We start from the raw sequence: 12,638 nt of genomic DNA, 5'->3' as shown, positions 1-12,638 counted from the left end.
AAAAGGTTTGTTATTAAGCATAGTACCGAAAACTGCCACTGAGACTGAAAACTGAGACCAATAACTATCTTGGAATTTCAACAGTCTCAATAATTTGTCTGATGATTTCTGAACTTGTGATGCCTTCCATTTCGCGCTCAGGGGCTACAATTACACGATGCTGTAAAACCGGAATCGCAGCTTCTTTTATGTCTTCAGGAGTAACAAAATCACGTCCGCGGATGGCAGCAAAACCTTTGGCAGCATTCAAAATAGCGATTGAAGCACGAGGAGAGGCTCCCAGATATAAGAACGCATTTTCACGGGTATTGACTACAATTCGTGCAATGTATTCCAACAGATTTTGCTCGACTCTGATTTGTTTTACCAAAGCCTGGTATTCTTTTATTTCCGCAGCAGAAAGTATCGTTTTAACAGCTTCTAATTTTCCGTGATTTTGTAGCAAATGCTCTCTTTGAATAATTAAAATTTCTTCGTCGAGTTTCGGATAATCGATGGTGATTTTGAATAAAAAACGATCCAATTGTGCCTCCGGCAAACGGTAAGTTCCTTCCTGCTCGATCGGGTTTTGAGTGGCAATTACCAGAAATGGAGTTTCAAGCTGATAGGCCGATCCGTCAATGGTAATCTGACGTTCTTCCATTACTTCAAAAAGTGCGGCCTGTGTTTTGGCAGGGGCACGATTTATTTCGTCGATTAAGATTAAATTGGAGAAAATTGGACCTTGTTTGAATTCAAATTCAGAGGTTTTTAAATTAAAAATCGAAGTTCCTAAGATATCCGATGGCATTAAATCCGGTGTGAATTGTATACGGCTAAAGCCAATGTTTAGGGTTTTAGACAATAGTTTGGCCGTAATGGTTTTGGCAACTCCCGGAACACCTTCCAGTAAAACATGTCCGTTTGATAAAATAGCCACCAAAAGCTGATCGACCATTTTGTGTTGTCCGACAATTACAGTTTCGAGTTCTTTTTTAATCGCGCTAACGTGATCTAAAAGAGGTGTTAAGTTTATTCTGGTTTCAAAATTCACATTTTCATTTGTGATTTGAGATGTTGTATTGATATCGTCCATGATGGTCAGTTTTTCTTTTATAGTATGGTAGCTTTTTTTATCTAATGTAAAATCTTTTCTATGGCATTATTAATTCGGATCAGATCTTCTTCAAGACTGCCGTGGTAACTCTTTCGATGTTCGTTAATCAAAAATACGAGTTCCTGAATATCCGTTACATTTTTACCTGTTTTATGATGCAATTTTTGAATAAAATGATCGTCCAGTTTTGTGGTATCGATTAAATATTCATTCCTGATTTTTTCTAAAAAGTAAATGATCTTTTTATCAATAATATTAGTGTGATCGCCTTCCTGATAATATAAATTTCCGATAGTCTTTGTAAAATCAACGGTTAAATTGGGCAAAGGCTTTAATATGGGAACAATTCGCTGTTTACGCTTGGCATTAAAAATAATAAAAATCAACATACCAAACAGAAAGAAATACCAGGCCCATTTTAAACCGGGCTGACTTAAAATGTATCGTAGAGGCGATTCGGAAATGCGTTCGCTGTTTTGCCCTTTCGTGTACCAAAAAATATCTCCCTCAGGCAAACAGGATAAGACATTCTCTGCGTACTGATAATGGTTTGCTTTCAGTAAGTTGTAGTTTGTAAAAGCGACAGGCTGTGTGTGCAGGTAAAAATGCCCTTGATAATACGGTATTTTTATAAAATTGACGTGCTTTTTTGCTTTTTTGACCGAAGAAAGCTGATAACCCAGAACGGTGGTCTTTGCGGTATCAATTTTAGAAAAATAATCTTCTAATGTCTGTACAAACTTATATTTTTTGTCCTTCAATTGGGAGTTCGCCAGCCAAACAGTGGTGTTGCCAGAATTGAGATAATCCGCATTTACTTCAATTTTTAAACTGTCTAACAGATATTGAGGAAAGTCTTTCATGCTCAAAAAAGCATTGTTTCCACGCGATACAAAGTAAAGAAGTTCGTTTACAGATTCTTCATCAATGGTATTGGATTCAGAGATGTTTAAAAAAGTTCCTTTTATTTTGTAATTTTCTACCAGACTGTCATTGTCATATTTTGAAGTCAAATACTCATAAGGAGTTAGGTCTGAAATTCGTTCTACGCTATGATTCTTAAAAAAATCATTGATTTCGTTGTTAAAAACATAGAGCCCAAAAGGAATTTTGTCATTAACAGAATAGGTCGGTGTCCAGTCAATAGGTTTCGGCTGTTCGCGATCTGCTATCAGAATTAAGGTCAGAATAAGAACCAGTACAGCAATATAAATTTTAAGTGTTTTACTCATTGCTAAAGGTTTTTAAGGCATTCTTAAATCGGTTTTCGGCATTTCTGAAAGTGATTTCATCAATCTCAAACTCCCCGTACCAGATGTAGTTGTACAGATAAGACAAATAAGTAAACTCTTCCTTGTGTGCAGGCTTTTGAAGTTCGTATAAATAATCAGAATTGGTTTTTTCGATGTCCCATTCGATGTAATTATTTTGTGCCATAACCTTTAGAAGCCACAGATAGTAATATCTAACGGCAGCTCTTCTTTCTCCGGACTGGATACTTTCTTTGATCAGTTTATCGAAATCCAAAAGGTGAATGTTCTTTTCGATTTCTGAATAGATAATATTTTTTTTCTTAGCGTTTTTTCCAAAAATCCACTGTCCCTCTTTATTAATGATCGCTTTTACGATCAAATAAATAACAAAAATGATGATGAGAACGGCGAGTACTTTTATTAAAACCGAAACAAAATTAATAGAGCTTTCCGGAGTTTCAAAATCGAACCAATCGCTAAAAACACTGGCCAGCCATTCCTTAAAACGCTGCCATAAACCTTTTTCAGGAGCTTTAAATTCATAAACAAAGCTGGAACCGCTATACTTTTTTTTGAAATTTTTAGAGAAAGTCTTAATTTCTATGGTGTCAGAATCTATTCGAATGTCTTTTTCAGTGTATTTTACAGCTGTTATTTTGGGAGGTTTGGCTGTAGCCAAAGTATCCTGTGCCTGAACTATGCCAGAGAAAATAAAAAAAGATAAAAGGAATAGGAAGATTTTATTCATTATCGGTTCCGATTAAATCAATGTCGCGATTTGAAATTTTATCTTTTGCTCCCAGACTGTAGTACATAATTCCCTGATTGACCATAATCATGTTGTTGAAAATATTACTCAGGGTAAAGATGAGGATGAAAATCAGAGTCAAAAATAAAAGGAAGAGTGGAGAATCGCCTATCGCTTCTGCATTATAATTAGAGCTTCCAATGGCCGTTAGTAAAAAAATAAATATTCCGGCAAAATAGAACACCATGGTGATCGATCCCTGAATCATCTGGATCATAATCAGCATTAAAAAAGTAGCTCCAATTGAAGTCCAGAAATCTTCTTTTAGTAAAAGATAGGCATGATTTAAGGATTGAAAGAAACTTTTATCTTCTGTCAGATACGCATAAAAACTAAAGTTTACCCAGGTAAATAAAGCGGGGATAGCAATTAACAAAAGGGGAATCCCAACAATTAGAAAGCATAAAAAGAAGAGTATGATGATAACAATTAACAGCACCGGAACAACAAGAAAGGTAAGTCCAATACAAAATTTGATGATTTTCCAGATGTTTTGTCTGAAGATCGTGGTGATATCTTCTGTTTTAAAATCAGTTGTGTTCTTTTTCGCCACCAGTTTTAAGTACAGAATAGGGTAAGTCGAGTTGAAAAGTGATAAAGCAATTACAGCAATAAAAAAGAGGGCAACAAAACCAACTAAGAGTCCAAAATTATCGTTAAAATAACCGGCAAGATTGTCAGAGCCGGGTTGGTTTAAGCTATCATTAAATACAGCCTGAAAATTACTTTTTAAAAAGAAAAAGACCAAAGCCCCTACGATTAGGAGAAAGGCGCCGTTGATGATGAAAAAGATCTTAAAAAAGTGTTTTCCGAAAGTTTTAAAAAAGGAAAAAGTATCGATGATATAATCGCCCAGCTGTCGTTTTTTGTAAAGCTCAAACATTAGGATAAAGTTGTTTTTTTGTGAACAATAAAAGGGTAAATCAAATAATAAAAAGAAATTACAGCTAAAGTAAGTAAAATGATAAAACTACTTAGCCAATTGGGCATATCAATCGAATAACGAGTGATAAAACCTTCGAGAAAACCGGCACTGATGGTAAACGGAAATGTACTCAGGAATATTTTGAAGCTATTTTTGAAGCCTATTTTAAAAGAATTCATTCTCGAGAAAGTTTTAGGAAACAAGATCGAAGCTCCCAAAATAAAACCTGCTGTAGTTTCGATTACAATGGCAAAAATTTCCATTGAACAGTGAATCCAGATGCCGCGGACACTTTTCCAGAAAACGCCCTGTTCGTAAAAAAAGTACTGAAAAGAGCCCAGCATGATACAGTTTTGAAGGAAAATGTAAAAAGTACCCAGACCTCCAAAAATTCCGTAAATGTAACATCTCGCGCCTACATAAAGGTTGTTCATGGTGATGCCAATAAAACTTCCCCAGTTACTTCCGGAGCCGTATACAGCCATTGGGTTTCCTTTTTTGATGTTTTCTAAGGTCATGTTCACATAAGAATCCCCCAGAATAAGACGAACAAAATCCTGATCGTATCTGGCAGAAACAACTCCAATTCCCACTGTCAGAAAAAATAACGCAAATGCATACAGTAAATAGCGTTTGTACTCGTACATCAGCAACGGAACTTCGGTAACAAAGAATTCCAGAAACTTATTTTTTTCTGTTCGTTTTGTTTTATAAATTTTCTGATAAATTTGTGAAGCGAGATGATTGAGGTAAATAACGGTTTTGCTCTTCGGATAATACGTTTGGGCATAGGACAAGTCATTCATCATTTGAATGTACAAATTAGCTAACTCGTCCGGATTTTTTTTAGCTTTACCAAAAATAGCTAGCTCAAATTCCAGCCATTTTTCTTTATTTTGTTTTATGAAGGCAACTTCTCTCATTGCAGGCTAAAATATAAAATATGTCAGAATTATCTATAAATACGACGCAAAATGTCAAAATAAATTTTATCGCCGCAACGATAGGGGAAAGAATAGGTTCTTATTTCATCGATTTGGCTATTAAACTGGCTTATGTGACCGTAATTTCCCTGGTGTTTTTCTACGGATTAAATTTTGATAAAGTACTGAATACCTTAGACAACTGGTCGAGAATGTCTATAATTTTACTACTGTATTTTCCATTTATCATTTATACCATAACCTTAGAAAGTATTTTTGAAGGACAGACAATTGGTAAGAAATTAGTAAAAATAAAAGTGGTAAAAATTGACGGTTATCAGGCCGGATTTGGAGACTATTTAATGCGATGGTTTTTTAGACTGGTTGATATTTCTATTCTTGGAGGAATCGTGGGGCTGATATCCATAATTTCGAGTCAAAAAGGACAGCGATTGGGCGATATGGTTGCCGGAACAGCTGTGATTACGTTAAAAAATAAAATCAACATCAGCCACACTATTCTGGAGGAAATTGGAGACGCTTATGTCCCAACTTATCCTTTGGTGATTAAATTGTCGGATAATGATATGCGAATTATCAAAGAGACTTTTCAAAGTGCCCTTGCCAAAAACGATCATGAAATCATTTATAAACTGGTTGCCAAAATAGAGAGCGTTACCGGAATTAAAAATCAGTCAGGTAATAATACTGACTTCCTGAGAGTCATTCTCAAAGATTATAATTTTTATACGCAGAATATGTAGCTTCTAAAGGGGCGAAAAAATGATGATAAATGTCATTTTATCAAGTTCATAATTTTTGTAGTTTTACTAATACTAAAATCAACTTGTGTAGTACTGATTTTTAGATTGCATTATATAGGCAGTTTTTGATTTTAGAAAGGCGTTACCGAAAAGCTTTAAGAGTAGGATCATTTAAATTATAGAAATTATGAAAATTACAAAGGTTTTTGCAATTTTAATGTTGCTGATTTCCGTTACCAATTTTGCTCAGACCAGTAGCAAAAAACTGGATAAAATTATAAAAAGAGATTATCAGATTATTGAATGTACCATTGCAAAAATGTCAGATAAAACAGTTGAATATTCCTTACCTGGAGAAACACTGCAAATTTCACTTGATGTATCTCAGATTGCCAGAATTGATTTTGCGAGCGGGCGTTCTCAAACTTTTGATGTATCTGCAAATACCGTAGCATCAAATAATAGAAGTTCAGGTAATTCAGGACAGGTGATTGCTGCCGTAGGAATGAAACCCAATACCATTGCTGTGCTGCCGGTACCTTATGTAAACTCAGGCACTTTAGAAAGTTCAGAAGAAATGGCAAAATTTGCTCAGAATGATTTGTATAACAAATTATTAGATAAATCGTCGAATATTTTTCCGTTAACGGTTCAGGATTTAAGAGTAACCAACAGTTTATTGCACAAAGCAGGGATAGATTATAAAAATATCGATGAAACCCCAATCGAAGATCTTCAGCAAATTTTAGGAGTGGATAACATCATCGCAACAAAAGTGTCGTATACCATAACGGAGGGTTCAGTGGCTTCAACTTATAACAGCGGAAATGCTAAAGTGAGTGACAACAATAAAAAGCTTAAAACAAACGATATTTCAACTACAACGTCAAGTACACAAACCTACTACAATTACATGGTTTATTTTGATATGTATAAAAACGGAACGAAAATTTATTCACAAACTCGTAAGCCATTCTTAAACATAAAAGACAGTTGGATGGATTCTGTTTCTTATCTGTTAAAAAGAAGCCCGATTTATGTTAGAAAATAAATAATCAGAGAGAAGAGGCACTAAAGAATATAAAAACAGCGCTAACCTTTGTACCTTTGCGGCTCTGCGCCTTTTGCAGCTAAAAAGTAAAAAATGTTTCATTTATTAGATATTATTGGTACAATGGCTTTTGCCATGTCGGGTGCTTTGACAGCGATGCATAAAAAGCTGGATCCGTTTGGTGTTTTTATCATTGCTTTTGTGACGGCTGTTGGTGGCGGAACGCTTCGTGATGTGCTGATAGGCCGAACACCGGTAGGATGGATGCTGGATTTGCAATATGTATATGTAATCATCCTGGGGTTTGGATTTGCCATCCTTTTCAGAAAAAAGTTCGACAGACTGCGTACTTCGCTATTCTTGTTTGATACGATCGGATTGGGTGTTTTTACCTTAATTGGACTCGAAAAAGGAATTATGATTGGTTTGCACCCGGTTATTTGTATTGCCTTAGGTACTATGACGGCATGTTTTGGAGGCGTGATTCGGGACATTTTGTGTAACGAAATTCCAACCATTTTTAGAAGAGAGATTTATGCCACCATTTGTATTTTTGGAGGAATTGTATTTTTTATTCTGAAAAAACTGAATTTAGAAGACGATGTTTTGTATTTAGTAACTTCTGTCGTAATGATTGTTACCCGTTTATTAGCCGTAAAATACAAATGGTATTTACCGGCATTTGAACACAAGTAAGATTTTTAAACAATAGCAGTGTGCTGAAAATTTAAGAGCCGCGAATTCACAAACAGAATTTAAATTTTTGTTAGACAATAAAAATTAAATTTGTGAATTCGCGGCAAACTTTTTTTATAAGTTTGTTTCAACAGAACTCAAAAGAGAACCATAAAATTACCACAGAAAACGGAATGAAATATACCGTAAGGAATTATCATAAAAACGATTACGAAATATGGAATGCATTTGTGGCGCAGGCTAAAAATGCAACATTCCTGTTTTACCGTGATTTTATGGAGTACCACGAAGACCGGTTTAAAGATTTCTCACTTTTGGTTTTCAAGGATGATAGATTAAAAGCAATTTTACCGGCGAATAAAGTCGAAAATTCGGTTTACTCACACCAGGGATTGACTTACGGAGGCTTGGTTTATAGTGAAAAAACAAAACAAGTTGACGTTATTGAAATTTTTCAGGCAGTTTTGTTCTTTCTGAACGAAAATGAGATTCTGAAACTACATTATAAAACGCTTCCTTCTATTTACCATCTAAAACTTGCAGAAGAAATTTTGTATGCTCTGTTTTTGGCCGATGCGAAACTGGTACGCCGGGATTCACTTTCGGTAATCGATTTATCTCAGGAAAATGTCGTATCAAAGATTAGAAAAAGAGGTTTTCAAAAAGGAGTTTCGAATCAACTGACCATCAAAGAAGAAATTGATTTTGGTTTGTTTTGGAATGAAGTTTTAATTCCCAATTTGAATAAAAAACACAAAGCAAATCCGGTACATTCAGCAGAAGAAATGTATTATCTGCAAAAGCATTTTCCTCAAAACATTCATCAGTTTAATGTTTATTTAGAAGATAAAATTGTAGCCGGAACTACGATTTTTGAAACGGAAACGACAGTGCATTGCCAGTATATTTCGAAGAATGAAAAGGGAGACTTAGGAAGCCTGGATTATTTATACCATTATCTGATTCAGGAACGATTTGCTCAAAAGAGATTTTTTGATTTTGGAATTTCGAATGAAAATCAGGGAAAGAACCTGAATGAAGGTTTATCGTACTGGAAAGAAAGTTTTGGAGCGGGTACCATAGTTCATGATTTCTACGAACTGGAAACGGCAAATTATAAGAAGTTAAATGGTATTTTTGTTTAAATAGAAAAAAAGAAAATGATATCATTTCTGGACCTGAAGAAAATAAACAAACCGTATGAAACCGCATTTCACGAAAAACTGAAAACAGTTTTAGAGAATGGCTGGTACATTTTAGGGAAGGAAGTGGAAGCATTTGAAACCGCTTTTGCAAAATATTGCAAAGCCGATTATTGTATCGGAACAGGAAATGGTCTCGATGCATTAACTTTGATTTTTAAGGGATATATAGCTTTAGGAAAACTGCAAAAAGGAGATGAGGTTATTGTTCCTTCGAATACTTATATTGCTAGTATTTTGGCTGTATTGCAGGCAGATTTAGTTCCGGTTTTGGTGGAACCAAGATTAGAAACGTACAATCTCAATCCTGATTTAATTGAGGAAAAAATCAGTCCGAAAACCAAAGCCATTTTAGCCGTTCATCTTTACGGACAACTGGCCGAAATGGACCAAATAAATGAAATAGCAAATCGTAATAATCTATTGATAGTTGAAGATGCAGCCCAATCGCATGGTGCAATTAACAATCAACAATCAACAATTAATAAATTATCCTCCGCATCAGCTTACAGTTTTTATCCCGGAAAGAACCTTGGTGCTTTAGGTGATGGCGGTGCTATTACGACAAATGATAGGGAGTTGGCAAAAGTGCTTTTTTCGCTTCGCAATTATGGATCTGAGGTAAAATATCACAATGATTATATTGGGGTAAATTCTAGATTAGATGAACTGCAGGCCGCTTTTTTAAGTCTGAAATTACCTCATTTAGATGCCGATAATGAGAGGCGACGCAAAATTGCTAAACGATATTTGGCAGAAATAAAAAATGAAAAAATAGTACTTCCGTTTTGGGATTTTTCAAATAACCATATTTTTCATTTGTTTGTGGTACGAACTTCAGATCGTGAAGGGCTGCAGGCCTACTTATCCAAAAATAACATACAAACCGTAATACATTATCCAATTCCGCCACACCAGCAAAAAGCACTTCTGGAATGGAATAATTTGTCATTACCCGTGACAGAAAAGATTCATCAGGAAGTTTTAAGCTTGCCTATTAGTACCGTTTTGACAGAAACGGAGGTTGATTTTATTGTAGAGGTTTTAAACAGATATTAGTTTTAATTGGAATAAAAAATGAGAGAATTAAAATTAGCTGTTAAACCTTACGTTCCTGAGAAAATTTGGATGTCTCTTATTAAAGCCTATAATTTTACAAACCTGCGCGCCATGCGGGATGCGTATAAAATTAGACAGGCACCTAAAAATCATCGAAAAGCACTTGAGATTGTAAGGAAAAAAGAAAAGGTTAAAGTTGCTTTTTTTCTGACTCATGAATCCGTTTGGAAATACGATCTGTTATTTGATTTAATGCTTGCGGATCCTCGGTTTGAGCCTCAAATATTTGTGTGCCCAATAGTGAACTTTGGTAAAGAAAATATGCTTTTCGAAATGGATAAAGCTTATAATGCTTTTAAAAATAGAGGATATGATGTTGCTAGAACCTATAATACCGATACAGGAGAATTTTTAGATATCAAAAAGACATTTTCACCTGATCTTGTTTTTTTTACTAATCCATATGAAGGTTTAGTCGATTACAGGTATTATATAAAAGAGTTTTCCAAAACACTAACTTGTTATGTTCCCTATAGTATCCCAACGGTTAATTATGGGTTTACCTATGATCTGAATTTTCATAATTTAATTTGGAAAATTTTTTCAGAAACGGATATTCATCAAAAAATGGCTTCCGAAAACCAAAGGAATAAAGCAATAAATAGAGTTGTAACGGGGTATCCGGGATTCGATCCCCTTTTGATAAATAAACAACCAAAATTGGTTTGGAAAAATAAGAATCCCATTTTAAAAAGAATTATATGGACACCGCATCATTTAATGAACGAGTTAAGCAAAGTGTCTAATTTTTTGGAGTACTATGATTTCTTTTTAGAATTAGCTACTACTTATAAGGATAAATTGCAAATTACATTCAATCCGCATCCTTTGTTGAGAATTAAATTGGAAAATGACCCAAATTGGGGTAAAGAAAAAACCGATAATTATTTCGATAAATGGATAAACCTTGAAAATGGTCAGTTTGGTGATGGTTATTATATCGATCTTTTTTTAACATCAGATGCACTCATACACGATAGTGGTTCTTTTATGGCAGAATATCTTATCACTGGAAAACCATCTCTTTTTATGATTCGGGATGAATCAATTATGGATTATTGGAGTACTTTTGGCGATGAAGCGATAGCAGCACATTATCAGTCAAGAAACAAAAAACAAGTAATTGATTTTATTGAGAATGTTGTTCTTAACGGGAATGATTGGATGAAAGATAAACGCTGCGATTTTGTACAAAATACTCTAATTCCTAAAAATAATTCAACCGCATCTGAAAACATTATGAAATACCTCGAAAGTCAAATTTTTGAATAATTTTGAATTGGAATTTAATTAAAATTTATTTTTATACATGCACGATACCTCTTTAAAATCAACTGCAATAAAAGGAGTTGTCTGGTCAGCAGTTGATAAATTTGCCATTCAGTTTGGGCAATTTATCGTAGGTATAGTACTTGCCCGAATTTTGCTGCCGGAAGATTTTGGAGTAATAGGGATGTTAACCATTTTTATAGCCTTGTCACAGACTTTTGTAGAAAGTGGTTTAGGAACAGGTTTGATTCAGCGTCAGAACAGAACCCATATTGATTTTTCGACTGTGTTTGTTTTTAATTTAGCGGTTAGTGTTTTTTTCTACGCACTGTTATTTTTCTCAGCTCCTTACATAGCATCATTTTTTAATCAGCCAAAATTAATTGATTTACTTCGGGTATTAGGTTTAATCCTGATTTTAAATGCTTTTGCAGTAGTTCAACGAACAAAATTAACAATTGCAATTGATTTTAAATCCCTGGCCAAAAGTAATGTAATTGGCATGATTGCCGGAGGAGTGTGTGGAGTAACGGCGGCAATAAGCGGTTATGGAGTCTGGGCGTTGGTTATTCAAATGCTTGTCGGAACTTTTAGTACGTCTTTGTCTTTGTGGTTTTTAGGAAACTGGACTCCTTCTGTTGTCTTTTCAAAAAAGTCATTCACATCATTATTTGGTTACGGCTCAAAGTTGTTAATGGCCGGTTTGTATGCTCAAATCCTAAATAATACCTATAATATTTGCTTAGGAAAATTTTATGCTCCGGCATCATTAGGACATTATACAAGAGCTAAAAGTTTTGCCGATTTATCAGCAGGAATCATTGTTAGCATCGTTCAGCAAGCTACTTTTCCTGTTCTTGCCACCGTTCAAAATGATAGAGAAAGACTGGTTTCTATTTATAGCAGAATGATTCGTATGTCAGCTTTTTTTATTATTCCATTAATGACACTTATTGCTTTATTGGCAAAACCAATTGTGATAGTATTGCTTACAGAGAAATGGATTTCTCTGATTCCACTCTTACAATGGATGGTTTTTGCACGTATTTTTCTCCCTATGAGTGCAATTAATATGAATTTATTAAACGCAGTTGGTCGTTCAGACTTATACTTAAAAGTTGATTTGTCAAAATTGCCACTCACTATATTAGCCATGATAATTACAATTCCCCTAGGTGTTAAAGCTATTATTATTGGACATGTTGTTACTTCAGCATTATCGTTCATTATTAACGCCTATTTACCAGGTAAATTTTATGGATATGGAGCGATAAAACAACTAAAAGACATGGTTCCTTTTTTTATAGCAGCTTTTGGAATGGCAATTTTGGTATTTGCGATGACTTGTTTCGTGGATAATCTAATATTGCAATTGCTTCTTGGAGTTGTACTTGGAGGAGTAACCTATTTATTTATTTCCTATTTATTGAAATTAGAGGAATTAAAGGAAGTCTGGCAATTAATGTTGAGTTTAAAAAGTAAGTTTTTTAAATCTTGAACAATGGAGTTAACTTTTTTTTAATTTTATTGAT

Annotated in this window: 12 protein-coding genes; 7 read left to right on the top strand and 5 right to left on the bottom strand. The window is 34.5% G+C overall.

What is annotated here, in order from left to right:
• Positions 1-64 precede the first annotated feature (64 nt).
• Genes C245_RS0104510 through C245_RS0104490 form a run of 5 tightly spaced genes read right to left on the bottom strand, consistent with a single transcriptional unit; the run spans position 65 to position 5,005 of the window.
• The gene (locus C245_RS0104510; RefSeq protein ID WP_017495390.1) at positions 65-1,075 is read right to left on the bottom strand and encodes a MoxR family ATPase; all 1,011 of its coding nucleotides are present in this window, start codon (positions 1,073-1,075) and stop codon (positions 65-67) included.
• 41 nt (positions 1,076-1,116) lie between these two features.
• On the bottom strand, positions 1,117-2,328 hold the full coding sequence (locus C245_RS0104505; RefSeq protein WP_017495389.1) for a DUF4350 domain-containing protein: 1,212 nt from the start codon (positions 2,326-2,328) through the stop codon (positions 1,117-1,119).
• Positions 2,321-3,097: a hypothetical protein gene (locus C245_RS0104500; RefSeq protein WP_017495388.1), complete on the bottom strand. Its 777-nt coding sequence runs from the start codon at positions 3,095-3,097 to the stop codon at positions 2,321-2,323. The genes C245_RS0104505 and C245_RS0104500 overlap by 8 nt, the downstream gene beginning before the upstream one ends.
• The gene (locus C245_RS0104495; RefSeq protein WP_017495387.1) at positions 3,090-4,040 is read right to left on the bottom strand and encodes a hypothetical protein; all 951 of its coding nucleotides are present in this window, start codon (positions 4,038-4,040) and stop codon (positions 3,090-3,092) included. Before C245_RS0104495 ends, C245_RS0104500 begins: the two co-directional genes overlap by 8 nt.
• The gene (locus C245_RS0104490) at positions 4,040-5,005 is read right to left on the bottom strand and encodes a stage II sporulation protein M (RefSeq protein ID WP_017495386.1); all 966 of its coding nucleotides are present in this window, start codon (positions 5,003-5,005) and stop codon (positions 4,040-4,042) included. The genes C245_RS0104495 and C245_RS0104490 overlap by 1 nt, the downstream gene beginning before the upstream one ends.
• A 20-nt stretch (positions 5,006-5,025) precedes the next feature.
• On the opposite strand from C245_RS0104490, the gene C245_RS0104485 reads away from it, so the two are divergent.
• The 7 genes from C245_RS0104485 (at position 5,026) to C245_RS0104455 (ending at position 12,604) form a co-directional block, all read left to right on the top strand.
• Positions 5,026-5,769 (top strand): RDD family protein, encoded by a 744-nt coding sequence (locus C245_RS0104485; RefSeq protein ID WP_017495385.1) that lies wholly within the window; start codon positions 5,026-5,028, stop codon positions 5,767-5,769.
• 187 nt (positions 5,770-5,956) lie between these two features.
• Positions 5,957-6,820, top strand: a complete 864-nt coding sequence (locus C245_RS0104480) for a hypothetical protein (RefSeq protein ID WP_017495384.1) — start codon at positions 5,957-5,959, stop codon at positions 6,818-6,820.
• Between the two features lie 93 nt (positions 6,821-6,913).
• A complete protein-coding gene (locus tag C245_RS0104475; RefSeq protein WP_017495383.1) occupies positions 6,914-7,516 on the top strand; it encodes a trimeric intracellular cation channel family protein in 603 nt (200 codons plus the stop codon).
• Positions 7,517-7,689: 173 nt separating this feature from the next.
• Positions 7,690-8,661, top strand: coding sequence for a hypothetical protein (locus C245_RS0104470; protein WP_026109866.1), 972 nt, complete (start codon positions 7,690-7,692; stop codon positions 8,659-8,661).
• A 15-nt stretch (positions 8,662-8,676) separates the two neighbouring features.
• Positions 8,677-9,777, top strand: coding sequence for a DegT/DnrJ/EryC1/StrS aminotransferase family protein (locus C245_RS0104465; RefSeq protein WP_017495381.1), 1,101 nt, complete (start codon positions 8,677-8,679; stop codon positions 9,775-9,777).
• Between the two features lie 18 nt (positions 9,778-9,795).
• Complete coding sequence (locus C245_RS0104460; RefSeq protein ID WP_017495380.1) at positions 9,796-11,109, top strand: CDP-glycerol--glycerophosphate glycerophosphotransferase; 1,314 nt, start codon at positions 9,796-9,798, stop codon at positions 11,107-11,109.
• Between the two features lie 37 nt (positions 11,110-11,146).
• Entirely contained in the window at positions 11,147-12,604 is a 1,458-nt protein-coding gene (locus tag C245_RS0104455; protein ID WP_017495379.1) for a lipopolysaccharide biosynthesis protein, read from the top strand.
• Positions 12,605-12,638 lie beyond the last annotated feature (34 nt).

The sequence above is a fragment of the Flavobacterium sp. WG21 genome (genome assembly GCF_000335775.1).
Taxonomy (GTDB): Bacteria; Bacteroidota; Bacteroidia; order Flavobacteriales; family Flavobacteriaceae; genus Flavobacterium; species Flavobacterium tructae.
The sequence above is the reverse complement of the archived record's forward strand: the minus strand, read 5'-3'. Positions and strand labels throughout refer to the sequence as shown.

Bases quoted from the DNA above. Each gene is read 5' to 3' on its own strand.
- C245_RS0104510 (WP_017495390.1), bottom strand. From the start codon at position 1,075: ATGGACGATATCAATACAACATCTCAAATCACAAATGAAAATGTGAAT.
- C245_RS0104505 (WP_017495389.1), bottom strand. From the start codon at position 2,328: ATGAGTAAAACACTTAAAATTTATATTGCTGTACTGGTTCTTATTCTG.
- C245_RS0104500 (WP_017495388.1), bottom strand. From the start codon at position 3,097: ATGAATAAAATCTTCCTATTCCTTTTATCTTTTTTTATTTTCTCTGGC.
- C245_RS0104495 (WP_017495387.1), bottom strand. From the start codon at position 4,040: ATGTTTGAGCTTTACAAAAAACGACAGCTGGGCGATTATATCATCGAT.
- C245_RS0104490 (WP_017495386.1), bottom strand. From the start codon at position 5,005: ATGAGAGAAGTTGCCTTCATAAAACAAAATAAAGAAAAATGGCTGGAA.
- C245_RS0104485 (WP_017495385.1), top strand. From the start codon at position 5,026: ATGTCAGAATTATCTATAAATACGACGCAAAATGTCAAAATAAATTTT.
- C245_RS0104480 (WP_017495384.1), top strand. From the start codon at position 5,957: ATGAAAATTACAAAGGTTTTTGCAATTTTAATGTTGCTGATTTCCGTT.
- C245_RS0104475 (WP_017495383.1), top strand. From the start codon at position 6,914: ATGTTTCATTTATTAGATATTATTGGTACAATGGCTTTTGCCATGTCG.
- C245_RS0104470 (WP_026109866.1), top strand. From the start codon at position 7,690: ATGAAATATACCGTAAGGAATTATCATAAAAACGATTACGAAATATGG.
- C245_RS0104465 (WP_017495381.1), top strand. From the start codon at position 8,677: ATGATATCATTTCTGGACCTGAAGAAAATAAACAAACCGTATGAAACC.
- C245_RS0104460 (WP_017495380.1), top strand. From the start codon at position 9,796: ATGAGAGAATTAAAATTAGCTGTTAAACCTTACGTTCCTGAGAAAATT.
- C245_RS0104455 (WP_017495379.1), top strand. From the start codon at position 11,147: ATGCACGATACCTCTTTAAAATCAACTGCAATAAAAGGAGTTGTCTGG.